At 71.2% G+C, this 25,533-nt stretch carries 20 protein-coding genes; 13 read left to right on the top strand and 7 right to left on the bottom strand.

Features of this window, described 5'->3' with window-relative positions; translation table 11 throughout:
• Positions 1-393 precede the first annotated feature (393 nt).
• The 7 genes from OG943_RS07685 to OG943_RS07715 are packed head-to-tail and all read left to right on the top strand — an operon-like array spanning position 394 to position 8,947.
• Complete coding sequence (locus OG943_RS07685) at positions 394-1,761, top strand: serine hydrolase domain-containing protein (RefSeq protein WP_328608993.1); 1,368 nt, start codon at positions 394-396, stop codon at positions 1,759-1,761.
• 9 nt (positions 1,762-1,770) lie between these two features.
• Positions 1,771-3,426 (top strand): ABC transporter substrate-binding protein, encoded by a 1,656-nt coding sequence (locus OG943_RS07690; protein WP_328608994.1) that lies wholly within the window; start codon positions 1,771-1,773, stop codon positions 3,424-3,426.
• Positions 3,427-3,429: 3 nt separating this feature from the next.
• Positions 3,430-4,395, top strand: coding sequence for an ABC transporter permease (locus OG943_RS07695; protein WP_328608995.1), 966 nt, complete (start codon positions 3,430-3,432; stop codon positions 4,393-4,395).
• Positions 4,392-5,333, top strand: a complete 942-nt coding sequence (locus tag OG943_RS07700) for an ABC transporter permease (protein ID WP_328608996.1) — start codon at positions 4,392-4,394, stop codon at positions 5,331-5,333. The genes OG943_RS07695 and OG943_RS07700 overlap by 4 nt, the downstream gene beginning before the upstream one ends.
• A complete protein-coding gene (locus OG943_RS07705; RefSeq protein ID WP_328608997.1) occupies positions 5,330-6,328 on the top strand; it encodes an ABC transporter ATP-binding protein in 999 nt (332 codons plus the stop codon). Before OG943_RS07700 ends, OG943_RS07705 begins: the two co-directional genes overlap by 4 nt.
• Positions 6,325-7,323, top strand: a complete 999-nt coding sequence (locus tag OG943_RS07710; protein ID WP_328608998.1) for an ABC transporter ATP-binding protein — start codon at positions 6,325-6,327, stop codon at positions 7,321-7,323. Before OG943_RS07705 ends, OG943_RS07710 begins: the two co-directional genes overlap by 4 nt.
• A 31-nt stretch (positions 7,324-7,354) precedes the next feature.
• Positions 7,355-8,947 (top strand): N-acyl-D-amino-acid deacylase family protein, encoded by a 1,593-nt coding sequence (locus OG943_RS07715; RefSeq protein ID WP_328608999.1) that lies wholly within the window; start codon positions 7,355-7,357, stop codon positions 8,945-8,947.
• A gap of 196 nt (positions 8,948-9,143) precedes the next feature.
• Here the strand turns inward: OG943_RS07715 and OG943_RS07720 are convergent, their stop codons facing one another.
• Entirely contained in the window at positions 9,144-10,793 is a 1,650-nt protein-coding gene (locus tag OG943_RS07720; RefSeq protein ID WP_328609000.1) for a PucR family transcriptional regulator, read from the bottom strand.
• Positions 10,794-10,904: 111 nt separating this feature from the next.
• Here OG943_RS07720 and OG943_RS07725 point away from each other — a divergent pair, with 111 nt between their 5' ends.
• The 5 genes from OG943_RS07725 to OG943_RS07745 all read left to right on the top strand — a co-directional run bounded on the left by OG943_RS07725 (position 10,905) and on the right by OG943_RS07745 (position 17,140).
• The gene (locus OG943_RS07725) at positions 10,905-11,696 is read left to right on the top strand and encodes a hypothetical protein (RefSeq protein ID WP_328609001.1); all 792 of its coding nucleotides are present in this window, start codon (positions 10,905-10,907) and stop codon (positions 11,694-11,696) included.
• The gene (menC, locus tag OG943_RS07730) at positions 11,693-12,805 is read left to right on the top strand and encodes an o-succinylbenzoate synthase (protein WP_328609002.1); all 1,113 of its coding nucleotides are present in this window, start codon (positions 11,693-11,695) and stop codon (positions 12,803-12,805) included. The genes OG943_RS07725 and menC overlap by 4 nt, the downstream gene beginning before the upstream one ends.
• Before the next feature lie 16 nt (positions 12,806-12,821).
• On the top strand, positions 12,822-13,937 hold the full coding sequence (locus OG943_RS07735) for a serine hydrolase domain-containing protein (RefSeq protein WP_328609003.1): 1,116 nt from the start codon (positions 12,822-12,824) through the stop codon (positions 13,935-13,937).
• Between the two features lie 340 nt (positions 13,938-14,277).
• A complete protein-coding gene (locus OG943_RS07740; protein ID WP_328609004.1) occupies positions 14,278-15,450 on the top strand; it encodes a 4-hydroxybenzoate 3-monooxygenase in 1,173 nt (390 codons plus the stop codon).
• A 16-nt stretch (positions 15,451-15,466) separates the two neighbouring features.
• Complete coding sequence (locus OG943_RS07745; RefSeq protein WP_328609005.1) at positions 15,467-17,140, top strand: methyltransferase; 1,674 nt, start codon at positions 15,467-15,469, stop codon at positions 17,138-17,140.
• A gap of 42 nt (positions 17,141-17,182) precedes the next feature.
• On the opposite strand, the gene OG943_RS07750 is transcribed toward OG943_RS07745, so the two are convergent.
• Together OG943_RS07750 and OG943_RS07755 are read right to left on the bottom strand one after the other, a co-directional pair.
• Entirely contained in the window at positions 17,183-17,698 is a 516-nt protein-coding gene (locus OG943_RS07750; protein WP_328609006.1) for an SRPBCC family protein, read from the bottom strand.
• An 81-nt stretch (positions 17,699-17,779) separates the two neighbouring features.
• Positions 17,780-19,210: an amidohydrolase family protein gene (locus OG943_RS07755; RefSeq protein WP_328609007.1), complete on the bottom strand. Its 1,431-nt coding sequence runs from the start codon at positions 19,208-19,210 to the stop codon at positions 17,780-17,782.
• A gap of 140 nt (positions 19,211-19,350) precedes the next feature.
• Between OG943_RS07755 and OG943_RS07760 the strand changes: the two genes are divergently transcribed.
• Positions 19,351-20,031: a GntR family transcriptional regulator gene (locus OG943_RS07760; RefSeq protein ID WP_328609008.1), complete on the top strand. Its 681-nt coding sequence runs from the start codon at positions 19,351-19,353 to the stop codon at positions 20,029-20,031.
• Here OG943_RS07760 and OG943_RS07765 read toward each other — a convergent pair.
• From OG943_RS07765 to OG943_RS07780, 4 genes are read right to left on the bottom strand one after another with little or no spacing between them, the layout of a single operon-like run.
• Positions 20,014-20,901: a TIGR03621 family F420-dependent LLM class oxidoreductase gene (locus OG943_RS07765; protein ID WP_328609009.1), complete on the bottom strand. Its 888-nt coding sequence runs from the start codon at positions 20,899-20,901 to the stop codon at positions 20,014-20,016. The genes OG943_RS07760 and OG943_RS07765 overlap by 18 nt on opposite strands.
• Positions 20,898-23,822, bottom strand: coding sequence for a condensation domain-containing protein (locus tag OG943_RS07770; RefSeq protein ID WP_328609010.1), 2,925 nt, complete (start codon positions 23,820-23,822; stop codon positions 20,898-20,900). The genes OG943_RS07765 and OG943_RS07770 overlap by 4 nt, the downstream gene beginning before the upstream one ends.
• Positions 23,819-25,342 (bottom strand): amino acid adenylation domain-containing protein, encoded by a 1,524-nt coding sequence (locus tag OG943_RS07775; protein ID WP_328609011.1) that lies wholly within the window; start codon positions 25,340-25,342, stop codon positions 23,819-23,821. Before OG943_RS07775 ends, OG943_RS07770 begins: the two co-directional genes overlap by 4 nt.
• Positions 25,339-25,530: an MbtH family protein gene (locus OG943_RS07780; RefSeq protein ID WP_328609012.1), complete on the bottom strand. Its 192-nt coding sequence runs from the start codon at positions 25,528-25,530 to the stop codon at positions 25,339-25,341. The genes OG943_RS07775 and OG943_RS07780 overlap by 4 nt, the downstream gene beginning before the upstream one ends.
• Positions 25,531-25,533: the final 3 nt, after the last annotated feature.

Genomic DNA, 25,533 nt, shown 5'->3' on the forward strand with positions numbered 1-25,533 from the left:
CTCTGGCCAGTATTTCGAGAACAGGGACGCGGTGCTGCAGACCGTCCTGGACCAGGGCAACGCGGCGTTGCTGCGGGCGGATGCGGGAATACCTGATGGCCCCGTCGCACACGTTGATCATTCCTCTTGCGACAGAAGGAAGATGGACCCAGGGGCTGCGACTGGCGATCACCGCCGCCTTATGAGAGACCCGCTGGACGATCGGCCGTTGGCCTGGCGCGCCACAGTGCGTAGCGGGCTGAGGCGCCCAGCTGCGCCTTTGGCCACCCCGACAAGCCCGCGGGCGAATCTCTGGCGGCTCGTCCAACGAAGCCCGTTCCGGCCGGGACACATACTGGCGCCCATCGACCCGCCGCGGTCGGGACACCGACGTCCCGGAGGTTTCAGATCATCATGAGCGCAGCCACATCCTTGGTGCTGGACGGAGTCTGCCGGGAGGCACTGCACCACAGGTCCTTCGCCACCGGACTGTCCATAGCGGTCACCGACCGCGAGGAAGTCCTCACTTCCGGCGTGTTCGGCCACACCGACGGAACCGCCGGCCGACCGGTCACAGAGGACACGCTGTTCCAGATCGGGTCGATCACCAAAGGCCTCACGTGCGCCCTGCTGCTGCGTGCGCGTGACGCCGGTCTGATCGACCTGGACAGTCCCGTCACCGCGTACCTGCCGTGGGTTTCCGTGCGGTCGCAGCATCAGCCGATCAGGCTCCGGCACCTGATGACCCACACGGCCGGGATCATCGAGGGCTCGGACGTCTCCGGCGACGCCGCGTTCGAGGTGTGGGCGCTGCGGGACACCGACGCCACCGTCCCGCCGGGAACCTGGTTCTCCTATTCGAACGTCGGGTACAAGGCGCTGGGCCTCGTGCTGGAGGCCGTTTACCGGCGCCCGTACCACGAGCTGCTCGGCCAGCTGCTCGGCGAGCTCGGGATGCGGACGGCCGAGCCGGCCATCACCCACGCCATCCGGTCGCGCTCGGCGGTGGGGCACGAGCCGCGGTACGACGACCGTGCGCCGGTCCGGGAAGACGGCCTCGTCCCCGCGACGTGGATCGAGAGCGCCACCGCGGACGGCTGCGTCGCGGCGACGGCACCGGACATGACGGCCTGGCTGCGGATGCTGATGCGCCTCGGCCCGAATCCGTCGGAAACGGTGCTGTCGGAGGAAAGTCTCAGCGAGCTGCTCACCCCCGCGATTCCGATCGAGGACGAACACCCGCCCGGCGCCTACGGGCTCGGCCTCCAGCTCGGCGACATCGACGGGCGCCCGCACGCCTGGCACACCGGCGGCATGATCGGCTACTACGCGGCGATCGCCTGCGATCTCGAGGCGGGGGTCGGCGCCGTCGTCCTGGCCAACGGCCGCGGCCCGTGGCGGGAAACGGCTATGCAGCTGGTGGCTGCGACACGGGCCTTACGCGACGGTGCCCCGGTGCCCGGGATGCCCGAGCAGAAAGAGCCGACGCCCAAGGAAAAGCCCGAAGAAGAACCACCAGCGCACTGGGCCGCCGTAGTCGGCCACTACCGCTGTCACAACCCCTGGCTGTCGAATCTCCACGTCTACGCCGCCGGGCACAAGCTGTGGGTCTCGGTCGGGGGCGGTGAGCCGGACCAGCTCGTCCCCCTGCCCGGCGGCGCGTTCCGGGTCGGGGCGGACGAGCGGTCGCCGGAGCGGCTGCGGTTCGACGTCCTCATCGACGGGACCGCGACGCGTGCCGACTATTCCGGCTGCCCCCTCTACCGCACGTTCACGCCGTAGGGGGCTCGGATGACCAGACGAAGTCTCCGTCGCACGGCCGCCGCGCTCGTCGCCGTGATCGTGGCCGGCTGCGGTCTCGTTTCCTGCGGTGGCACCGAAAACGAGTCCGCCGGCGGCGAGGTGTTCCGGCTCGGCGCCGATCAGCCCATCGACTCGCTGAACCCGTTCGTCTCCGTGGTGACCATGTCGTTCGCGGTGTTCGAGCAGATCTACCCGACCCTGGTCCAGCTGGACCCGCACGAGCAGTACGTGCCCGACTTCGCCGGCAGCTGGTCCACCTCACCGGACGGCCGGATGTGGACCTTCCACACCCACCCCGGCGCGAAGTGGTCCGACGGCATGGCGCTCACCGCCGCCGACGCCGCCTGGACGCTGACCACGATCGCCAAGTTCCAGGACGGGCCGACGGCGGGACTGGCCAACTACGTGACCGCGCTGGACAGCGCCACCACCCCGGACCCCGACACCCTGGTCCTCCAGTACTCCCGCCCGGTCGCGAACGTGCTCAACCAGCTCAAGAGCGTGCCGATCCTGCCCGAGCACGTCTGGCGGGAGTACGCGCAGGGCGACGGGGGAGCGCTGACCACGTTCCCCAACACCGCGCCGATCGTCTCCGGCGGCCCGTTCACCCTGGTCCGCCACCAGCCGAAGCAGATCGCGCTGTTCAAGCGCAATCCGGCCTACTACGGCCCCCCGCCGCACATCGCGGGCTTCGGCATCCAGTTCTTCAGCAGCGCCGACGCGATGATCACGGCGCTGAAAAGCCATCAGCTCGACGCCGCGCAGAGCGTGCCGGCCACCTCGGTGGCCAACCTGAAGTCGGCCGGGTTCGAGGTCGTCTCCTCACCGGGGCTGAGGTTCGACAGCATCACCGTCAACGCGAACCCGAAGCAGCGGGCCGAGCACCGGGAGCTGACGAACCCGTTGGTACGCCAGGCTTTCGACCACGCGATCGATCGCGTGGGCGTGGTCAAGACCTCGCTGCTCGGACACGGCCACCCGGGGTCCTCGATCATCCCGCCGGGCACCGCGGGCTGGTACGACCGCTCGATCGCGCCGACGCCGTTCGACCTGGACGCCGCGAACCGGCTGCTCGACGAAGCCGGCTACCGGAAGGGGCCGGACGGGGTGCGGATCGCGAACGGCCACCCGATGGACTACCCGATCATCCTGCCCGAGGACACCTACAGCGGCGCGGGCCTGCGCTCGTTCCAGATCGTCCGGGCCGGCTTCGCGCGGATCGGCGTGCGGCTCACCCCACGGCTGCTGGACAACGCGGCGGCGAACGACGCGAACATGGCCGACGACTCCCAGGACTTCGCGATGACGATGTGGGGCTGGAGCGGGGCGGCGAGCGACCCCGACGACACGCTCAACTACCTGACCTGCCGGAGCTGGGGCATCCTGAACGACACCGGGTACTGCGGCGAGGACTGGGACCGGCTGTACGACCGGCAGAGCGTCGCGATGGACCCGGCCGACCGGCACCGGATCGTCGACGAGATGCAGCGGCTGGCCGCCCAGGACCGGGTGCTGCTGGTGCTCGACTACCCCGACTCGATCGAGGCGCACTCCCGGTCGTGGGCCGATCTGCCGCAGGTGGGCGGCGACTCGTTCTCGTCGGAGTCGAAGATCCCGCTCCTTTCCGTGCGAAAGGCGGGCTGAGCCGTGCGCAATTTCGACTACGTGCTCCGCCGGGGGATCTTCTCCCTGGTGACGATCTTCCTCGCGGTCACCGGCAACTTCTTCCTGTTCCGGCTGCTGCCCGGCGACGCGGTGAGCAACCTGGCCAAGGTGCCGCACGCCGGCCCGGAGCTGCAGCACGCGCTGATGGTGCGCTTCGGCCTGGACAGGTCCACTTGGGACCAGTACCTGCTCTACCTGAAGAACCTGCTGCACGGTGACCTCGGGGTTTCCTTCACCTATCAGGAACCGGTGAGCCACCTGCTGCTCACCGACCTGGAGAACACGGTGCTGCTGGCCGGCGCCGGCACGCTCGGCGCGATCGTGCTCGGCGTCCTCTCCGGCGTGGTCGCGGCCTGGCGGCGCTCCTCCCCGCTGGACCACCTGAACACCGGCCTGGCCACCCTGGTCTACTCGTTCCCCGCGCAGTGGCTCGGCCTGGTGCTGCTGATCATCTTCGCCGGGGTGCTCCCGGCGGGCGGCATGTCGGACCTGTTCGTGTTCGACAGCCCGCCGTTCTGGCCGCACCTGGCGGACGTGGGCAGCCACATGGTGCTGCCGACGGCGACCCTGATCCTGACCGCGTACGGCGGCTACACGCTGGTCGTCCGGTCCTCGATGCTGGAGACGCTCGGCGAGGACTACGTGCTCACCGCGCGGGCCAAAGGCCTTTCGAGCCGCCGCATCGTGTGGCGGCACGCGGTCCGCAACGCCATGCTGCCGATCGTCACCATGGTCGCGCTCGACCTCGGTTACGTGGTGGGCGGCGCGGTGCTGGTCGAGGTGATCTTCAGCTGGCCGGGCCTCGGCATGGCCACCTACACCGCGCTCGGCCAGCGGGACTACCCGATGGTCCAGGGCGGCTTCCTGATCCTGACCGTTTCGGTGATCCTGCTGAACTTCCTGGCCGACCTGGTCTACTTCCGCCTCGACCGGAGGGTGAGCGCATGAGTGTCCGCATCAGTGCCACCGAGCCCGCGGCGCGGCGCCGCACCGGGGTGTTCCGCACGGTGCTGCGTGAACACAAGTCCGCGGCGGCCGGGCTGGCCATCCTGGTGTCCTTTGTGGTCATTTCGGCCATCGCGCCCTACATTTCGCCGTACAGCACGGCCGAAAGCAGCTGCGCGGTCTTCGAGCCGCCTTCGGGGAGCCACTGGCTCGGCTGCGACGACGGCGGCGTCGACATGCTGTCGCTGCTGATGCGCGGCGGGCAGACGTCGCTCGTCGTCGGGTTCACCGCGACCCTGGTCTCCATGCTGATCGGCGGCACGGTCGGCATCGTGTCCGGTTATTTCGGCGGCTGGATCGACGTGGTCCTGATGCGGGTCACCGACTTCCTGCTCGTGCTGCCCGACCTGGTGCTGGCCATGGTGATCGCCGCGGTGTGGGGGCCGAGCCTGTTCCACGTGATCCTGGTGATCGGCCTGCTGGAGTGGACTTCCACCGCCCGGATCGTCCGCGCGGAGGTGATGTCCCTGCGTGAGCGCGCGTATGTCAAGCGCGCCAGGGGACTCGGCGCGAGCCACACCCGCGTGATCGCCCGGCACATCCTGCCGCAGGCCGGCCCGCTGCTGATCGCCAACACCGTCCTGACCGTCTCGGTGGCGATCTACCTGGAGACCGCGCTGGCCTTCCTCGGGCTGGAGGACCCCAGCGTCACGACCTGGGGGACGATCCTGGAGCACGCGTTCGCGCGGACCGCGATCAGTTCCGGGGCCTGGTGGGCGATCGTGCCCGACGGGTTTGTCATCGCCGCGGTGAGCATCGGGTGTTTCCTGCTCGGCCGGGCGATCGAGGACGCGCTGAACCCGCGGCTGAAGATCTCGCACGTTTCGGGGCGCCGATGGCGCTTGCGCACCCTGGCCGGAAGGACGGCGGACGCCCGATGAGCCTGTTGGAGTGCACCGATCTGCACGTGTGGTTCGACCTGCCCCGCGGCGGGCGGGTCCACCCGGTGAACGGCGTGAGTTTCGCGCTGGCGCCCGGTGAGCGGTTCGGCCTGGTCGGCGAGTCCGGGTGCGGGAAGTCCACCACGATCCTGGCGTTGATGGGGCTGCTCCCGGCCACCGCTTCGGTCGCCGGGAGCGTGCGGGTCAACGGCACCGACATCCTGGCGGGCGGCGAGGACTCGGTCCGCGGCCACCGCTGGCGCGACCTCGCGATGGTGTTCCAGGGCGCGATGAACGCGCTCAACCCGGTCAAGACGGTGGGCTGGCAGATCGCCGAACCGATGGTGTACCACGGCCTCGCGCGGCGGGCGAAAGCCCGTGAACGGGTCCGCGAGCTGCTCGAACTGGTCGGCATCCCCGCGGCGTCCGCGGACCGCTATCCGCACGAGTTCTCCGGCGGCATGCGCCAGCGCCTGTCCATCGCGATGGCGCTGGCCTGCGAACCGAAGATCTTGCTCGCCGACGAGCCGACCACCGCGCTGGACGTGATGGTCCAGGCGCAGATCCTCGAACTGCTGACCCGGCTGACCGACGAGCTCGGCATGGCGCTCGTCCTGGTCACCCACGACCTGCCGGTGGTGTCCCAGTCCTGCCATCGGGCCGCGGTGATGTACGCCGGGAAGATGGTGGAGGACGGGCCGGCCGACCAGCTCAGCCTGGCCTCGCGGCACCCGTACACCCGGCTGTTGTTCGGGGCTACCCCCGACCTGTACGGCCAGGAGCCGGTCACCTCCATCCCCGGTGCGCCGCCGCGGCTGGACGACGAGATCACCGGCTGCCCGTTCCGGCCCCGGTGCGACGTGCCGATGGACCGCTGCGCGGGGGAGCACCCGCCGCTGCTCGCCACCGGGCCCGGACATCGCGCCGCCTGCTTCCGCAACGACGCCGTTCACACCGATGCTGGCCACACCGACGCACGAGTGGAGTCGCGATGACCCAGGCCCTGCTCGAAATCGAGGACCTTTCGATCCACTACCCGGTGCGCCGCGGCCTGTTCCAGGCGCTGGGCCGGCGTCCCCGGAGCGTCGTGCACGCGGTGGACGGCGTCAGCCTCCGCCTCGCCCGCGGCGAGATGGTCGCCGTGGTCGGGGAGTCCGGGTGCGGGAAATCCACTACGGCCAAGGCGATCTGCGGGCTGGTCAGCCCCACCGGCGGCTCGGTCCGGCTGGACGGCCGCGAGATCACCGGGCTGCCCGAGCGCCGGCTGCGGCCGGTCCGCCGCCGCGTCCAGATGATCTACCAGGACCCGTACGAATCGCTGGACCCGCTGTGCCGGGTCCGCGACATCCTGGCGGAGCCGATGCTGATCCACGGCCTCGGCGGCTCTCGGGCCGAGCGGGCCACCCTGGCCGAGGAGGCCCTCGAACGCAGCGGGCTCGCCCCGGGCCGGGCCTTCCTCGACCGTTACCCCCACGAGCTTTCCGGCGGCCAGCGGCAACGCGTTGCCATCGCCGCCGCCCTGGTCCTCGGCCCGGAGGTGCTGCTCGCCGACGAACCGGTGTCCATGTTGGACGTCTCCGTCCGCGCCGGGGTGCTGTCCTTGCTGGACACGCTGCGCCGAGACCAGGACACGGCGATCCTGATGATCACCCACGACCTGTCCACGGCCGCGCACTTCGCCGACCGGATCGTGGTGATGTACCTCGGCCGGGTCGTCGAGCAGGGGCCCGCCCACGAGGTGGTCCACCATCCCCGGCACCCCTACACGCAGGCGCTGCTGTCCGCCGTGCCCCAGCGCGATCCCCGGGACCAGGCCAAGCCGCAGCTGCTGACCGGCGAAACCCCGGACCCGGTGGACATCCCGCCCGGCTGCCGGTTCCGGTCCCGCTGCCCGGTCGGCGAAACCGACTGCGAGCTGACCGATCCGGTTCTGCGCGTGGGACCGTCCGATATGGACTCCGGACACGAGGTCGCCTGCCTGCACGCCTGATTCCCCCTGTTGAGGTTAGGAAAGGATCTTGATGTCTGCTGATCTCGTCATCCGAGGAGGCCTGGTCGTCGACGGGACGGGAGCCCCGGCCCGTCGCGCGGACGTGGCGGTCTCGGGGGATCGCATCGAGGCCGTTGGCGAGCTTTCGAGCACTGGCGGCCCGGAGCTGGACGCCGAGGGTTGTGTGGTGGCGCCGGGATTCATCAACGTCCTCAGCCACGCCTACGAAACCCTGCAGCTGGACCCGCGTGGGCTGTCCGACCTGTACCAGGGGGTGACCACGGAGATCTTCGGCGAGGGACGCTCGATGGGGCCGGTCACCGGCCGGATGACCGAGCTGGTGGCCGCCGAACCGCCGCAGTTCGGCGGGCGGACGAGCTGGCCCCGGCTCGGCGATTTCCTCGACGGCCTCGAAAAGGCCGGGGTCGGCCTCAACATCGGCAGCTTCGTCGGCGCGGAGAACCTCCGGATGCCGTTCGCCGGAGCCGACGACCGGCCGTTGACCGAGGACGAGCTGAGCGCCGCCTGCGCCCTGCTCGACGAGGAACTCGCGGACGGGGCGCTGGGCGTGGGCTCCGCGCTGATCTACTCGCCGGGAAGCTATGCCTCCACTGAGGAATTGATCGCCTACGCGCGGGTTCTCGCCCGGCACGACGCGCTCTACATCTCCCACATCCGGGGCGAGTCCGACCGGCTCGTGGAGGCGGTCGACGAGCTCATCCGGATCGCGCGGGAGTCCTCGGCCCGCGCGGAGATCTACCATCTGAAGGCGTCCGGCCGGCCGAACTGGCCGTTGATGGGCAGTGTGCTCGGGCGCGTGGAGCAGGCCCGGGCGGCCGGGATCGAGGTCACGGCGGACGTCTACCCGTACGAGGCGGGCTCCACGTTCCTGTCCGCGTTCATCCCGCCGCGGTTCCACGCGGGCGGGCACGGCGGGCTGGCGGCCCGGATCGCCGACGCCGGGACCAGGGCCGAGATCAAGGCGGCCATCAGCGATCCCCGGCAGGACTGGGAAAACCTGTACCTCGGGTCCGGTGGCGCGGACGGGATCCTGCTGCTCGGCGACGAGGCCGCCGGGCTCAAGGGCCGGACCCTCACCGAGGTCAGCCGGGCCCGGGGCGACGATGATCCGCTCGACACCCTGCTGGATCTTGTCGCGGCTCAGCCCAAGCTCATGGTAGCCGAGTTCACCGCGTCCGAGGCGGACGTGCGGCACGCGCTCGGGCACCCGTGGGTGTCGGTGTGCACGGACTCGGAGGCGCTCGCCGCGGAGCCGCCGTTCACCGACAGCTCGATCCATCCCCGCACCTACGGCGCCTTCGCCCGCGTGCTCGGACTCTACGTCCGCGAGGGCGTGCTGACACTCGAAGAAGCCGTGCGGCGTATGACAAGCCTGCCCGCGGAGAACCTCCGGCTCGTCGACCGCGGAGTGGTCCGGCCTGGCGCTTTCGCGGACTTGGCCGTCTTCGTCCCCGAGGCCGTGCGGGACAACGCGACGTACCTCGACCCGCACCGATACGCCGACGGCATGCGCCACGTGCTGGTCAACGGCCGCCCCGCGTTCCGGGACGGCGAGCCGACTGGGATCCTTGCGGGTCAGGCGTTGCGCCGCCGCCGCGGGTAGGGTTCACCAGCCGAGTTGGTCGCCGAGCCGGAGTCGTAGCCATAGCACCAGCCGCTCGTCGGGGTCGCGGTCGCGGTGTCGCCGTTGGCGTCCGGTTGGCGAGCAGGGTGGCTGCGTAGGTGGCCTGGCGTTCCGGGATGGCGAGCGGACCGGAATCCTTGCGGGGCAGGCGTTGCGTCGCAGCCGTGGGTAGGGTTCACCAGCCGAGTTGGTCACCGAGCCGCAACCGCAGCCACAGCACCAGCCGTTCGTCCGGGTCGGCGAGGTCGAACCCGAAGATCTCCTCCGCGCGGGAAAGCCGGTACCGGATCGTATTCGGGTGCACAGAGAGCCGGGTGGACGCAGTGGCGGTGTCGCCGTTGGCGTCCAGGTAGGCGAGCAAGGTGGCCGCGTAGGTGGTGCTGTGCTCAAGGTCGTGGGCGCGGATCGCCGGGCCGAGGCGGCGGGGGAGGGCCTCGTGCGTGGCGAGGATGCGGGCCAGCTCGGACAGCGCCGCGGCGGCCCACACCTCGTCGATCGTGGCCACCTGGCACGGTTCCGGGGCGCCCGGGCGCTCGGTCAGCGCGCGCAGGACGAGATCCGCGTCGGCGCGTGAGGCTGCGATCGAGCGCAGGCCCTTGACCGGCGAGCCGAGTCCCGCGTGGACCCGCACTCGCAGGGCGCCGTAGGCCCGCCGGGCGATGTCGGCGACGAGTTCGCGGTGCCCGTTCGGCGAAGGCCCGCTCGGCAGCAGCGCGTACACCGTGCCGTCGATCAACGCGCAGCCGTGCCGGCCGTAGTGGGCCTCGCAGTGCAGGCTCACCAGGTCGGCGAGCCGGCCGGCCGCGTGGGCCGCGAGGACTTCCTCCGCGTCATCGGAGACGACGGCGAACGCGGCCACCGCCACCGCGGCGTCCGGGTCCAGGCCGAGTTGCGGGGCCACGGCGGTGACGCTGCTCGGATCGGCGAGCACCCGCCGTAACAGATCCGCGCGCCGGCGCCGGACGACGTCGTCCGCCGTGCGGGCCGCGAGCAGGTGCAGGGCGGCGAGGTCCGCGGCGTCGAAGAGCGCCTGGTCGGCCGTGGCGTCAAGGCAGTCTTCGGCGTCGACGACCCAGATCGAGCCCAGCACCTCGCTGCCCGCGCGGACCGCTACGGCGAGGCGGGGGAGGCCGCCGGGGATGCCGGGGAACCGGCAGGTGCGCCGCGCCAGGGGGAGCGCGCGGTACTGCTCGTCGTAGTAGTCCGGGGCGACCGGCACCTGGAGGCCGAGGATGCCCTGGCGGCGGCCGTCGTCGATGGCCTGACCGGGCAGGGTCGAGTACGCCAGGATGCGCCGGTGCGGATCCTCGATCACGGTGGCCCCGCCGACCATCCCCGCGATCGCGTTGGCCAGCGCGAACAGGTCGCCGACCGCCGGGGCGCCTGCGGCCCGCGCCGTGGAGGCCAGTGCCGAGGAGATCATGGCATCCAGGTGGTGCCAGGCCACGGCTTCGTCGGCGGCCAGCAAAACGATGCCCTGCGCGGCTTCCGCCAGCGCGGTGACCGGCTCGCCGAAACTCTTCAGCACCACGGCGGCGTACCCGGCTTCGGCCGCCGAGCCGACCAGCTCTTTCGCCTGCGCTTCGGCCGGGCCCACGCCGACGGCGAGCAGGATCGCGTCCCTGATCGGGGGGAGCGGCGTTCGCGGCTCGAAGATCAGCACGCCCGAAACCGGCACCGGCCGGCCCGGCAGCACGGTCAACGGCCGCAGCAGCGAAGCGCCCAGCGCGTCGAGGACCTGGCCGAGCTCGGGTACCTCCGGGTCGAGCATCTTCACCTCTTTGTCCGGCCGCACAAAACATTCGCGGAATCTCTGGCCGGGCACCGGTAGGTCCCCGGCCGGTACAGACGCGACGCTGTCAGCATGCACATTCCAGCAGGTGCGACGAGGGCAGCACCAGCGACCGTACCCGCCTCGGCCCAGGGCGGCGTCACCGTGACCGCCACGACCGCCGCGGCCCGGGCCGGCGTCCGGATCCGGCTGGCCGAGGACGTCGCCACGGTCGAGGCGGTGTCGCGATTCCTCGCCGGGGTCTGGCAGACCCCCGAATCCCAGCCGCCGCTCGGACCCGATGCGCTGCGGGCTTTCGCGCACGCTGGTGGCGCCGTGCACTACGCCGCCGACCAGGAAGGCGTCGCCGCCGCGTCCGTACTGGTCTTCGGCTCGCCGGCCTCCCATTCCGTCTACTCGATGATCGCCGCCGCCCGCACCAGCGACCGCGGCGTCGGGTTCGCGCTCAAGCAGGCGCAACGGGCCTGGGCGCTCGAACGCGGCGCGACCGCCATGATCTGGACCTTCGACCCGCTGGTGAGCCGCAACGCCCGGTTCAACCTCGCCAAGCTCGGCGCGACCGCCACCGAGTACACAGTGGACTTCTTCGGCCGGATCGCCGACGGCGTCAACGGGCCCGACGAGACCGACCGGCTCACCGCCGTCTGGCCGCTGGCCGATCCCCGTCCCGTCCCCCTCGCCGAGCCCGAGTTCGAGCCCGCGGAACTCGACCGGCGGCTCGCCCCGGACGGCCGGCCGTTCCGCGCCCGGGACGAAACCGGGCTCTGGTGCCGGGTGCCGCCGGACATTCTCGCGACGCGCCACCAGGACCAGCGGCTCGCGGCCGAATGGCGGGCCGCCGTGCGCGAGGCCCTGCTCCCGGCCTTCGAAGCGGGCTTCACCGCGACCGGGTTCAGCCGGTCCGGCTGGTACCACCTGACCAGGGAGCGGCCGTGAACATCGAACTCATCGAACTCGTCGAGGTCCGCCTGCCGCTCGTCCGCCCGTTCCGGACCTCGTGCTCGGCCGACACCGAGCGGCATACCTTCCTGCTGCACGTGGTGACAGACGCGGCCGAAGGCTGGGCCGAGTTCGGCGGCGACCCGGAACCGTTGTACAGCCCGGAGTTCGCGGCGGGCGCCGAACGCGTCCTGCTCGACCACCTCGTGCCGAGGGTCACTGCGCTGCCCCGGCCGGGCGCCGCTCGGATCGCCGCCGCGATGGCCCCGGTCAAGGGCAACCCGATGGCCAAGGCGCTGCTCGAAACGGCGATCCTCGACGCCGAGTGCCGCGCGCACGCGATGCCGCTGGGGACCTACCTCGGCGCGGTGCGTGACCGCGTCGCCGCCGGAGTTTCGGTGGGGATCACGGACACCATCCCGGAGCTGCTCGACACGATCTCGGGTTACCTGGCGGAGGGCTACGTCCGGATCAAGCTCAAGATCGAGCCGGGCTGGGACCTCGAACCGGTGGGCGCGGCCCGCCGTGAGTTCGGCGACGGGCTGGCGTTGCAGGTCGACGCGAACACCGCGTACTCGCTCACCGACGCCGAACACCTGCGGCGGCTCGACGAGTTCGGGCTCGTCCAGATCGAGCAGCCGCTCGCCGAGGACGACGTGGCTGGTCACGTCGAGCTGGCGAAACTGTTGCGCACACCGATTTGCCTCGACGAGTCGATCCGCTCCGCGCGTGACGCCGCCGCCGCGATTCGGCTGGGCGCCTGCCGCATCGTCAACATCAAGCCCAGCCGGGTCGGGGGATACCTTGAGGCCCGCCGGATCCACGACGTCTGTGTCGCGCACGGGATTCCCGTCTGGTGCGGCGGGATGCTCGAGACCGGCATCGGCCGGGCGCAGAACCTCGCGCTCGCCGCGCTTCCCGGTTTTGTCCTGCCGAACGACATCTCGGCCTCCAGCCGGTACTACGCCGAAGACCTCACCGAGGCGTTCGAGCTGGCGGACGGTTGTCTGTCCGTTCCGGACGGTCCGGGCAGCGGCGTGACCGTGCTCCCCGCGGCGCTCCGCCGGCATTCCGTTGCGACGCGGAAGCTTTACCAGAAGCGGTAACCTGGAAGGAGACATCATGCGAGGTTGGACGAGCGCGGTCGTGGCCTTGGCGGTCACGGCTTCCGTCGGGGTGGTGCCGGTCGCGTCGGCCGCACCATCGGCCTGTGACACCAAGCCCATCCAGACGGCGCTGGCGGCACTGAAGAACATCGGCGCACCCGGTGTCGCGGTGACGGTGAAGAGCCCGAACTGCGGCGTCTGGAACGGCGGCGTCGGTCTCGCCGACCGCAGGACGGGACGCAACGTCGTCGGTGACGAGCACAGCCGGATCGCCAGCGACACCAAGACCTGGACCGCCGCCGTGGTGCTCCAGCTCGTCGGCGAGGGCAAGATCGACCTGGACGAGACCGTCGACCACTACCTGCCCGGCGTCGTCCGCACCCCGGTCTACGACGGGCGCAAGATCACGGTCCGGCAGCTGCTGCAGCAGACCAGCGGCCTGCCCGACTACCTGGACGCGCCCTTCTGGAATGACGAGGAAGCGCACCGCTGGGAGCACATCGACCCGTCGCTGACGGTCCGGCAGGCGCTCGCGCTGGACCCGCCCGAGCAGGCCCCGTCCGGCTTCGCCTACGCCAACACCAACTACAACCTGGCCGGGATGATCGTCACGAAGGTCACCGGCCGGCCCGTCGGCACCGAGCTCACCCAGCGGATCATCAAGCCCCTCGGGCTGTGCGAGACCTACTGGCCCGGTGACGAGACCACGATCGACCAGCCGGAGCTGCGGGGCTACCCGGAACAGGAGGACGGGACGCTGGCCGACAAGACCGAGTGGAACACCTCCGAGGCCGACGCGTCGGGCGAGCTGATCTCCACCGGCGCCGACGCGACCGCGTTCTGGACCGCGCTGCTGACCGGGAAGGTGCTGGCGCCGGCCCAGCTCGCGGAGATGAAGCGGACCGTCCCGGACGACTACGGCGAGGGCTACGGCCTGGGACTCCAGCAGTACCAGCTCACCCCGGGCCTGTTCACCTGGGGCCACAGCGGCGGCATGTCCAGCGGGCACGAGTTCCGCAACGCCGTCACCGACGACGGCCGCCGCGCCGTGACCCTGCTGATCGACACGGACAAGTACGACTCGGACGCGGTCGACTCCATCATCGGCGCGCTGATCCGCGATCTCCGCTGACCCCGGGTTGGAAGCCGTCAAGGCCTCCTTACCCGCGTGGGACGCGGGTAAGGAGGCCTTGACGGACAAACGGAAGCCGGGACCGGGGAGCCGTCGGGGACTTTCGCGCAGGATTCCGGACCGGGCAAGCCGGGCGAATCGCCCCTCTCGCGCGCGTTCCCTTGCTGCCACGGCATTGTCAAGGGCGGCGCGGGGTGGAAAACATCGCGCTACACCATGGGGTGCATCGGCCTGGACTGGTCGATGCCACTACTGCTAGTTTCGCCCAGCGGATCAGCGCCGATCGGCCAGATAGTTGTGACCACAACCATTTCCGGGGTCGTTGGGGGCGAGCGCGAGCATGACCGATCGGGCGACCGTGCTCATCGTGGGCGCCGGGCCCGCGGGCCTGGTGCTGGGCAATCTGTTACGGGACAAGGGAATCGACACCCTGATCCTGGAACGCGGCAGCCGGGCGCAGGTGCAGGCGAGGGCCAGGGCGGGATTCCTCGGCGCGAACAGCGCCAGGGTGCTGACCGAGCACGGGCTCGGCGCCGGCCTGGCCCGCGACGGCCAGTTCCACGACACGTGCGCGTTCCGGAGCGAGGACGGCCAGTTCGAGCTGAAGTACAGCGCGCTGGGCCGCGGCGAGGCGCACACCGTCTACCCGCAGCAGAATCTCGTCACCGACCTCATCGCCGAGTACCTCGACCGGGGCGGCCGGCTGCGGTTCGACGTGACCGTCACCGACGTCGACCCCGGAACCGGGACCGTCGGATTCCGGCACCAGGGCGGAACCGGCACGGCGCAGGGGCAGTTCCTCGTGGGCTGCGACGGCAGCAACGGCGCGACCCGCACGGCCATGCCCGCCGCGCTGGTCACGCGGTATGCGCGGGACCACGGCGTCGCCTGGCTGGCCTTGCTCGCGGAGGCGCCGCCGAGCATGCCGGCGGTCACTTACGCCATCCACGACAACGGGTTCGCCGGCCACATGGCCCGCAGCGCGGAGGTGACCCGGTACTACCTCCAGGTGCCGCCGGACGAAGACCCGGAGGCCTGGCCCGACGAGCGGATCTGGGCCGAGCTGGGCGTCCGGATGCGGACCGAGGCGTTCGGCCCGCTGCGCGAGGGGCCGGTCATCGACCGCCGGGTCGTGCGCCTCCGCTCGAACGTCGTCGACCCGATGCAGCACGGCCGGATGTTCCTCGCGGGCGACGCGGCCAGCCTGATCAGCCCGTCCGCGGCCAAGGGCGCCAACCTGGCGCTCATGCAGGCCGAGGTGCTGGGCCTGGCGCTGACCGACGCCCTCACCCGCGACGACGAGCGCGCGCTGCACGCCTATTCGCGCACCTGCCTGCCCCGGATCTGGCGGGCGCAGGAGTTCTCCCACTGGATGATCACCCTGCTGCACGGGCCGGACGCCGGCGATCCGGACCGGGACTTCGAGCGCGCCGTGCGCCGCGCCCGGCTGCACAGCCTCCGGGACTCCCGGGCCCACCAGGACTTCTTCGCCGAGAACTACGTCGGCATCTGACCCGTTGGAGTGGACCATGACCGCGACGATCGCGCCCGCGCTCGCCCCGGAAGACCTCACCCGCCTCAGCTCGGTGACGGCGCTCATCAGCGCCAACGACACCGGGTCCGTGCTCGCCACGGCCCTGCCGTCACTGGACGCGGCCGAACGCGCGGCGCTGGCCCGGCACACCCGGTTCACCCACGCCGCGGTGCTGGTCTTCCCCAGCACGTTCGACCGTTTGCGGGAAGAGCTGGCCGGCCACGGGATCGAGACCGCGCCGATGATCCCCAGCGTGGTGGTGCGCAACCGGCTGAGCAGCCGGTACGGCGTGCCGGCGGACGAGCTGGCCGTCGGCATCCTGCACGCCGCGGTGCCCGACCGCGCGGGCGATCCGTGCGAGGTGGAGATCTTCGCCATGGCGACGCCGCCGGAGCTGGCCCACATCGCCGCCGACGAACGCCGGAACGGGCGGGAGAACCACTTCGCGCTGGTCGTGCCGTCGGCCGACCCGATCGTCCTGAGTGGACTGCGGGCGGCGGTCGCCGCGCAGATGCGGCCGGACGGGGGCGGGTACAACGGCCACGAGGACAACACCGTCCTCTACTTCCGCGACGCCGATCACCGGCTCCCGGCCTTCCGCCGCCTGGAACTGGTGTGCGCGGGGCAGTTCCCGCGGCTGCTGGCCGACCACCAGCGGGAGTCCGCCGCCGGCACCGGCCTGCTGCGGCTGATGACCGGGGCCTGGGCGACGCAGGCCATCGCCGCCGCGGCCGAGCTGCGCCTGCCCGACCACCTCGTGACGATCTCCGACGTACCGGGCCTGGCCGCGGCCACCGGCGCCGACCCGGACAGCCTCGGCCGGTTGCTGCGCTACCTGACCTCGCTCGGCCTGGTCCGTGAGACGGAGGCCGGTTACCGGCTCACGGACCAGGGCTCGCTGCTGCGGTCGGACGTCGACGGCTCGCTCCGGCCGCTCGCCCTGATGTACGGCGGCCCGTTCTACCAGTCGTTCGCCGCGCTCACCGACGCCGTCCGCACCGGCGAGGAGTCCTACGCGAAGGTCTTCGGCGCCCATCACTTCGCCCACATGGCGACCGACCCCGGGCTGGCGGAGCTGTTCCACCAGTCGATGGCGGCCAGCAACGCCGCGTTCGCCGACCTCGTCAGGGTCGTCGACCTCTCCGGCGCGCACACCGTCGTCGACATCGCCGGCGGCAGCGGGGAACTGCTCTCCCGGGTGCTCGCGGCGAACCCGGCCGCGCACGGCGTCCTGCTGGAACGCCCGCACGCGCTGGCCGCGGCCGAGGCGACCCTGGCGCCGGTGGCCGAGCGCTGCACCCTCGTCCCCGGCGACTTCACCGAGGCCGTGCCCGAAACCGGCGACGTGTACCTGCTGTCCCGCGTCCTGCACGACTGGGACGACGCGCAGTGCCGGGCCATCCTCGCCACGATCGAGGCCGCGATGCCCGGCCACGCCGAGCTTCTGGTGATCGAGCGGCTCCTCCCGGCGGACACCGGCAGCGACTCCCTCGCGGTCGCTTGGGACGTCCACATGCTCTGCAATGTCGGCGGCCGGGAGCGTGCCGAATCGCATTACCGTGCTTTGCTGTCGGACGCCGGTTTCGAGCTGACCTCGGCTATCGCGCTGCCGTTGGACACCTGGGTGCTGCGGGCCCGCAAGCGCTTGCGGGCCACCCGCGACGAGTAGGTCCTGCCAGACGGTGTCCCTTGTGGACGAACACAGACCGAGTCAGCCGGCTGTGCCTTCGAGGTGTGCCTTGATCAGTTCCAGGCCGGGCTGGATGCGTGCCGGGTCTTCGACCGGGTGCGGGCCGGCGGGTTCGGTGTCCGGGATCAGTCGTTCGAACAGGCGGCAGAACAGGGTTGTCCCGTCGCCGAGGTCGAAGGTGGTGAAGGTGGCGATGGCGTGCATCGCCGGGGCCAGGGTGCCGTCGTCGAGCACGTCCCGGCCGACTACCGTCCACAGTTTGCCGGGGACGCGTGCGACCACGGTGTAGAGCTTCGGCTTTTCGTTCAGTTCCGGTTGGATGGTTTCGAGTAGTACGTCGCCCAGTTCGGCGGGGACATCCTCCTTGCCGCGTCGCACCTCGGTGCCGATGGCCATCGGCAGCCATTTCGGCAGGTTCGACCAGGTGGTCACCCAGTCGTACACGTCCTGCGCCGGGCGGTTGATGACGATGCGGTTTTCGACGAACCGGATGTTCAGGTTGTCCGGGATCTGGGGCACGTACAAGTCTACTGACATGATCTCTCCTTTTCGGGTCAGGCGCGGGGTTCCCCACTGCCTTCAATCAATTGCTAACGACGCGTTATCGCTTCGGCGGGGTTACCCGTGGGTGGCTGCTGGCCGGTAGTCGGTGTAGGTGTAGGGGTTGTCGAGGACTTTGGTGTCGGGGATTTCGGGGTTCATGCCGTCGCGCCAGGCTTGCTCGCCGAGTTCGGCGCGCAGGTGGTCGACGGTGGCGTTGACTGCGCGGCGGGCGCTGGCCAGGTCGACGCCGACCAGGCGGTGGTCGCGCTTCACGATCCGGCCGTCGACCAGGACTGTGTCGACGTCGGCGCGCTGAGCCTGCATGACGATGTGTCCGTGCGGGTGCAGTATCGGTGTCATCGCCGGCGAGTTGTCGTTGCGGACGAGTACGAGGTCCGCTTTCTTGCCGACCTCGACGCTGCCGATCTCGCTGTCCCGTCCGAGTGCTCGTGCTCCTCCTCGGGTGGCCCACTCGACGACCTGGTCGGCGTGCAGGGAGACGTGGGTGACGGTTTCGTCGCGGGCGTGTGCTTGCAGGTGCTCGTAGGCGCGGTCGGCGCCGAGTGTCGAGCGCATGGCGGAGAACAGGTCGCTGCTGCCGAGTACGCAGCTGTCTTGTGACAGCGAGATCGGGATGCCGTGGGCGCGCAGTGCGGCGGTCGCGGGATAGCCTTGTCCGGCGTTCTGCTCGCTTTCGGTGGCCACTGATACCGATCCGCCGGTCGCCGCGATGCGGGCGTAGGAGTCCGCGGAGAACGTGGAGGCGTGCACGTACACGGTCCTGGCCTCGCTGTAGCCGTGCTCGTGGATCAGTCGCAGGGCGTCGTCGCCTGATGCGCCCCGGATTCCGGCGTGGGTGGTCACCGCCAGGTCGAGGTCTCGGGCGACCTCGAACGCGGGCTGTTCGGGGAAGCTCGGGTCGCCGGTGACGTCGAAGGCGATCTGGAAGCCTTCGAGGTCGCCGGACCGGCGGTCGAAGAACGTGCGGAACTCGGGTGTGCCGGTCCAGTTCGCGGGTGCGTCCTGGATGTTGCCGTAGGCCAGCACGAACTTCCCCGGTACCGAGGCGAGCGCGTCGACCGCGGCGTCGGCGTGGTCGATGGTCTGCAGCCCGTGCGACCAGTCCACGCTGGTGGTGACCCCGGCGTCGAGCGCCTCCAGCGCGCCGAGGACGTTGCCGGCGTGGATGTCCTCGGGCCGGAACTTCGTGCCCCAGTTCAGGTAGTACCACACGAAGTACTGGGTGAGGGTCCAGTCCGCACCGTAGCCGCGGGTCGTGGTCTGCCACATGTGCCGGTGGGTGTCGACCATCCCGGGCATCACCACGCCACCGCGGGCGTCGATCTCGTCGGTGCCGTCAGGAACGACGAGGCCAACACCGATGGCGGCGATCCGGCCGTCGACCACCAGCACGTCGTGCCCTTCCAGCACAGTGCGGCCGGAATCCATGGTGAGGACCGCCCCGCCACGGAGGACGGTCGGACGTGGACGGTTGTTCGAGAGCATCAAGCGACTCCTCGGTAGTGCGGCGGCTGACGGGGGCGCGGGACTCCCCGGCGTCACTGCCTTCAATAATGTCTTCAATCATGAAGGCAGATTGGGCCGCTGTCAAACGTGGTGCTGGGCGGGCTGGTACCGTCCGCCGGGTGGCCACATTTGCCCGTCCCGCGAGCCGTACCACGGCGAAGGTCCTGGACGCCGTCCGCGGCGCCATCCTCAACGGCGAACTCTCCCCGGGAGAGCAGCTTCGCCAGCAGATCTGGGCGGAGCGATGCGGCGTCAGCCGTCCACCGGTCCGGGAAGCCCTCGAGATCCTCAGCAACGAGGGACTGCTCACCCACGGCCTGAACCAGGGCTACTTCGTCGCGAAGTTCGGCAACGACGAGGTGGAGCAGCTCTACACCATGCGTGATCTGCTGGAGACCGAGGCGATCCGCACGCTCGAGTGGCCCGGCCCGGAGGTGCTGGCCGAGCTGTCCGCGCACATCGACCGGATCGAGTCCGACGCGCTGGTCGGCCGCCCGGACCTCGCGCGGGTGGCGATGGCGGACTTCTACCTGTCCATCTACCGCCTCTGCCACCGCACGCTCATCATCGCCGAAATCGAACGGCTCTGGGCGCGCACGGCCTCGTACCGCGCGCTCAACTACGACGTCCTGGCCGCACCGGGGGAGTCGAAAGCCCAGTTCCGCTTGATCCTCGACGCACTGGCCGCGAAGGACCGGAAGCGGCTCGCCGAGCTGATCCAACGCCCGGTCGTGACCATCCTGTCCCGGGCGCGGGCGGCGATCTCGCCGACCGGGGCCGGTTCAGCTGCCGGACAGTAGTTCCACCACCGGCGCGAAGTCGTGCAGCGCGGATTCCGGCACGCTGACGTAAGAGAATCCGTAACGCTCGCGCCGGTCGCGCAGCCGGGCGGCGATCGCGGCCGGGGAGCCGACCAGGACGGTCGGGATGTCCGCGATCTGATCGGTGGTCAGGCGCGGCATGCGGCGGCGCAGGGCGGCCAGCGCGGCCTCCTGGTCGTCGGTCACCACCACGGTCTGCGCGAGCAGGTTGCGTTCCACCACTTCGGCGCGGTCGCCGGCGACCGCGCCGAAGTACTCCGTCCGCTCCTGCACCGCTTCGGCGCCAAGGAGGTCGAGACTTCCCCTGGTGGCTCCCGGTTTGAGCACCGCGGCGGAGAACGACACCACGTCGGCGTGGCGCGCGGCCAGGCGCAGCACGCGGTCGCCGTTGCCCCCGATCATCAGGGGCGGCCGGGCCGGCGCGGTGGCCACGCCGAGTTCACGCGGGTGGTCCAGCAGGCGCACCAGCTCGGCGACGGTGTCTTCGAGCCGGCTGACCCGCTCGCCGGCCGTGCCCCACTCCAGCCCGGCCTTGTCGAACTCCGAACGGACGTAGCCGGTGCCGATGCCCAGCTCCAGCCGCCCGCCGGTGAGCCGCCCGGCGGTCAGCACCTCCCGGGCCAGCAGCACCGGATTCCAGAACGCGCTGTTGAGCACGAACGTGCCCAGCCGCACCCGTTCGGTCACCGCGCCCGCGGCCGCCAGCGCCGGGAACGGCGACTGCCCGCCCAGGTGGTCGGACACGGTGAGCACGTCGTAGCCCAGCCGCTCCGCCGTGCGGCACTTGGCGAGCCAGTCGTCGCGCTCGTCGAGGGAGGTGAGGTTCACCCCGAACCGGAACGGCTTCACGACCGCACTCCCGCGAAGTCCAGTTTGGACACCGGCGTCGACAGGTGTTCGGCGAACCCGCTGAGCACGGACCCGATGTCGTGGGCCACGCGCTGGGCTTCGGCCGCGCTGACCTGGTCGCCGCGGTAGGACAGCGTCCCCAGTAGCGCCTCGGAGGTTTCGGTGAACGTGACGGTGATCGGGAACTTGCTGACTTCTTCGGCCCGGGACACGAAGTTGACGGGCGTCAGCCGCGCTGGGCCGAGCCGGGCCGACCAGCGCGACACACCGACATTGTTGACCATCACGTCGACGTACGGCGTGCGGCCCGGCAGCCGCGACGGCCGAAGCTCCCGCACCACCGATTCGAGCGGCACGTCCTGGTATTCGAAGGCGTCGATCACGCTCTCGCGCACGGCGTCCAGCAGGTCCGCCAGCGTGGTCGCGGGCTCGGCCCGGGAGCGCAGCACCAGCGTGTTCAGCCGGGGCCCGATGACCTCGCCCGCGCCGGGCCCGCCGCGGGTGGCGACCGGGATCCCGAACGTCAGGTCGTCCTGCCCGCTCCAGCGGTGCAGGACCGCGGCGACCGACGCGGCCGCGATCATGAAGCCGGACACCTTCCGCTCCAGCCGCACCGGGAGCAGCGCGGCCGTGGTGCCCTCGGCCAGCGGAATCGTGACAGCGCCGTGGGGTTCCGGCTCCGCCGGCCCGGTCAGTGCCAGCGAGCCGGGCGCGCCGTCGAGCCGTTTCCGCCAGTGGGCGAGGTCCTCGGCGCTCACCTCGGCCTCGGCCCGGTCGTGGTACTGCGCGGGCGGCGGTGCCGTCCGGGCGCGCCCCGTGGCGAGACGATGGCACAGCTCGAGTTCGCGCAGCAGCAGCGGCACCGACTCACCGTCCAGCACGAGGTGGTGCGCGCACAGCGCGAGCACCTGGCCGCCTTCGGCCACGTCGAACAGCCCCGCCCGCAGCAGCCGGCCCCGCGTGGGATCCAGCGACCGGCCCGCCTGCTCCGGCCATTCCGCCAGCCGCTCCGCTCTGTCCACAGCGGACAGTCCGGACAGGTCGGCGGTGTCGAGCTCGGCCTGGTGGGCCGGCAGCGTCTCCTGGTACAGCAGGCCGTCTTCGTCGACGAACCGGGCCCGCAGGATCTGGTGGCGGGTGGTCAGCAGGGTGAGGGCGGAGCGCAGGGTTTCGGGCTCCAGGTGCCCGGACACCGTCCAGGACAACGGAATGTGGTAACGCGCGTGCTCCGGGTCCAGCCGCTCGGCGAGCCAGATGCCCTCCTGGAACCGCGACGCGCGGAACACCGTCCCGGCGCGGGCCTGCGCGGTCCCGGCTTCCGCCGTCTTCGGCGCGCGCGCCACGACTTCGGCCAGGTCGCCGAGGACCGAATGGGCGAACAGGTCCCGCACGGACACGGTCACCCCCAGCCGTTCGTTGATGCGGTGCACCACCGCGCTCGCCAGCAGGGAATGGCCGCCGAGGAGGAAAAACGAGTCCAGCGGGTCCACCGAGGCCACGCCCAGCGTCTCGCACCACACCTGGGCGAGCGCGGCCATGACCTCCTGGTGCGTGTCCGGCGCCTTGCGCGGTGCCGCACCGGCTGCCGGAACCGGCGCCGCGGCCGGACCGGCCGCCCGGCTCGGATGGAGCCCGGCCCGGCCCTGGGCGAGCGTCCGCCCGGGATCGGCGGTCATCTCGGCCACCATCGTCAGGTGGTCGTCGGCCAGCGCGCTGAGCAGGCCGGCGCCGAGAGTGCCGTGGTGGTCCTGCCAGATCAGAGACGAGCCGCTGCCGTCCTCCTGCAGCAGCACCGTCAGCCGCTGGTCCGACGCGTTGGTCGCGTCCACCAGGTCCAGCTCGGCCGGGCCGAAGTCGAGGTGCCGCACGTCGTGCGGACCGGCGGCGGTGTTCCAGTAGGTCAGCACGACGTCGCTCACCCGGTCTCGCGCTTCCGGCCCGACCAGGTCGGCCGCGCGGAGGATGGCGGCCAGCGGCAGGCCGCCGTGCGCGGTCGCGGCCCGGAGGTCCCGGCTCAGCCGTTGCGCCAGCTCCCGATACGTGTCGCTGTCGCGCATCCGCTGCCGGATCGGCAGCAGGCCGGCGAACGAGCCGACCTGCTCCGACAGCGCGTTGCCCCGCCGGCCGTGGTGGGCCGTCGAGACGATCAGGTCGTCCGCGCCCGAGTGGTGGTGCACCGCGGCGAACAGCGCGCCGTACATCATGGTGAAGTAGGTGACGCCCAGCTCCCGGGCGGTCCGTTTGACCTCGGCCACGAGCCCGGCCGGGACGGGCACGACCACCGGCGGCGCTCCCTGGCTGCCCTGGTGCGCGGGAAGCGGGCGAGCCGGTGCGGCCCCGGAGAGCGTGCTCCGCCAGAACGCCCGCATCGGCGCCCCCTCGGCGCCGACCGCCAGCTCCCACGACCGCCGCGCGTAGTCGGCGAACGGCGCCACGTCGTCCGGTTCGCCGAGCCGCTCACCGCGGTAGGCGCGGCTCAGGTCGTCGAGAACCGGCGGAATGGAGGCGCCGTCCAGGACGAGGTGGTGCACCGTGAACACCACGGTGACGCCTTCACGACCGCGGACGACCTCGACTCGTGCGAGCGGCCCCTGCGCCAGGTCGATCGGGCGCCGCCGCGCGTCGTGCACGGCCTGTTCGTCCCCGTCGGTCACCACGAACGGGATGGCCGGCGCGTCGGCCCAGGTGAGGCGGGTGCCCTCCGGCGTCACGACGACCCGGCCGGTGAACATCGGGTACCGCGCGCAGAGGACGGCCACCGCCTCGCGGAGGCGGTCGAGGTCCAGTTCACCGCGGACGGCGAGGGTGAGCGGGACGAGGTGCACCCAGCGTTCCGGCTCCACCTGCCAGGAAACCCACATGGCCTCCTGCAGCGCGGACAGCGGCAGTTCCTTCTGGGCCAAGGGTTCGGGGGCGGTCATCGCACCTGCTCGGCGAGGGTGCGCTTGTCGGCCTTGCCCGACGGGGTCAGCGGCAGGAAGTCCATCGGCACGAACCGGCTGGGGATCATGAACGCGGGCAGCACCGTCCGGCCGTGCGCGGCGATGCGGCCGGGCAGGCCGTCGGTGGCCACCCCGGGGCGCGGTGAGTAGAACGCGACCAGGGTCTGCTCGCCGATGCGGCTCGTCGTGGGCACCACGACCAGGTCGAGCACCCCGTCGGTCCCGCTCAGCACGTGCTCGATCTCGCCGATCTCGATCCGGAACCCGTTGATCTTCACCTGGTCGTCGACCCGGCCCGCGTAGTCCAGCGTGCCGTCCGGCCGCACCGAGGCGAGGTCGCCGCTGCGGTAGAAACGGCGCGGCCGCCCGTCGAAGTCGAGCACCGGGTACCGGGCCGCGGTCAGCTCCGGCCGCTTCAGATACCCGTCGGCCAGCTGCGGGCCGGCCTGGTGCAGCTCGCCGATCACACCCGGCCCGACCGGGCGGTCGTGCTCGTCCAGCACGACGATCTCGTTGCCCGGCAAGGGAACGCCGATGCCCAGGTCCCGTTCGGCCGAGCCCGCGGGCAGGCGCCGGTACATGGCGAAGACGGTGGTCTCGGTGATGCCGTACATGGCGACGAACTCGGTGTCCCCGCCGTGGTTGCGCCGCCAGTCGTGCACCGAGCCCGCATCCACCGGCTCGCCGCCGAAGATGACGTACCGCAGCGCGGGCACGGTGGTCCCGGGCTCCGCCGCCCGGCTGAGGTACCGGAACACCGACGGCACCTGGTTGAGCACCGTGACCTCGTGCTCCACCAGGAAGTCCAGCGTCGCCTCGGGGGAGCGGGCCACGTCCGCGGACGGCACCGCGACGCTCGCGCCGTGGCTCAGCGCGCCCCACAGCTCCCACACCGAGAAGTCGAAGCAGTAGGAGTGGAACAGCGCCCACACGTCGTCGCCGCGCAGGTCGAAAACCTGGTCGCAGGCGCCGAGCAGCGCGGTCACGTTGCGGTGCGTCACCACGACTCCCTTGGGGGAGCCCGAGGATCCGGAGGTGTAGATGACGTACGCGGGAGTGTCCGGAGTGGACGGTGCGGTGTCTGAGAGCGTCGAGCCGGGTTCCTCACCGGGCCAGACCTCTTCGTCGACACCCACCACCTGGGCCTCGGGCAGCACCGAGCCGGTGTCCTGGTCGGCCACCACCAGGTCCACCGCCGCGTCGGCGGCCATGTAGCGGATCCGGTCGCGCGGGTAGTCCGGGTCGAACGGCACGTAGGCGCAGCCCGCCTTCAGCACCGCGAGGATCGCGACCACCTGGCCGGCGCCGCGTCGCAGGTACAACCCGATCCGGCTGCCCGGCTCCTGCCGGTACCGCCCCAGCACGGTCGCGAGGCGGGTGGACCGCTCGTCGAGCTCGCGGTAGGTCAGCGACTCGCGCTCGTCCACCACAGCGACCGCGTCCGGGGTTTCGTCCGCCTGCCGGCTGAACACTTCGTGCAGGCACAGGTCTTCGGTCACGAGCGCGCACTCCTCGGCCGCAGGTCGGTCCACAACACGTCGATCTCCGCCAGGCACGCGGATTTCGGCCGTGGCTCGCCCACCGCGGCCCAGCCGGCCGGGAGACCGCGGTCTTCGGGCCAGATCGAATACTGCTCCTCGTCGTTGCGCACCACGACGTAGCCGCGCTGGTCGTCGTCCTCGAACACAGG

The sequence above is a fragment of the Amycolatopsis sp. NBC_00345 genome (assembly GCF_036116635.1).
In the GTDB taxonomy this organism is placed as follows: domain Bacteria; phylum Actinomycetota; class Actinomycetes; order Mycobacteriales; family Pseudonocardiaceae; genus Amycolatopsis.

Excerpts from the sequence above, each read along its gene's own strand:
- OG943_RS07685 (WP_328608993.1), top strand. The coding sequence starts at position 394 with ATGAGCGCAGCCACATCCTTGGTGCTGGACGGAGTCTGCCGGGAGGCA.
- OG943_RS07690 (WP_328608994.1), top strand. The coding sequence starts at position 1,771 with ATGACCAGACGAAGTCTCCGTCGCACGGCCGCCGCGCTCGTCGCCGTG.
- OG943_RS07700 (WP_328608996.1), top strand. The coding sequence starts at position 4,392 with ATGAGTGTCCGCATCAGTGCCACCGAGCCCGCGGCGCGGCGCCGCACC.
- OG943_RS07705 (WP_328608997.1), top strand. The coding sequence starts at position 5,330 with ATGAGCCTGTTGGAGTGCACCGATCTGCACGTGTGGTTCGACCTGCCC.
- OG943_RS07710 (WP_328608998.1), top strand. The coding sequence starts at position 6,325 with ATGACCCAGGCCCTGCTCGAAATCGAGGACCTTTCGATCCACTACCCG.
- OG943_RS07715 (WP_328608999.1), top strand. The coding sequence starts at position 7,355 with ATGTCTGCTGATCTCGTCATCCGAGGAGGCCTGGTCGTCGACGGGACG.
- OG943_RS07735 (WP_328609003.1), top strand. The coding sequence starts at position 12,822 with ATGCGAGGTTGGACGAGCGCGGTCGTGGCCTTGGCGGTCACGGCTTCC.
- OG943_RS07740 (WP_328609004.1), top strand. The coding sequence starts at position 14,278 with ATGACCGATCGGGCGACCGTGCTCATCGTGGGCGCCGGGCCCGCGGGC.
- OG943_RS07745 (WP_328609005.1), top strand. The coding sequence starts at position 15,467 with ATGACCGCGACGATCGCGCCCGCGCTCGCCCCGGAAGACCTCACCCGC.
- OG943_RS07750 (WP_328609006.1), bottom strand. The coding sequence starts at position 17,698 with ATGTCAGTAGACTTGTACGTGCCCCAGATCCCGGACAACCTGAACATC.
- OG943_RS07755 (WP_328609007.1), bottom strand. The coding sequence starts at position 19,210 with ATGCTCTCGAACAACCGTCCACGTCCGACCGTCCTCCGTGGCGGGGCG.
- OG943_RS07770 (WP_328609010.1), bottom strand. The coding sequence starts at position 23,822 with ATGACCGCCCCCGAACCCTTGGCCCAGAAGGAACTGCCGCTGTCCGCG.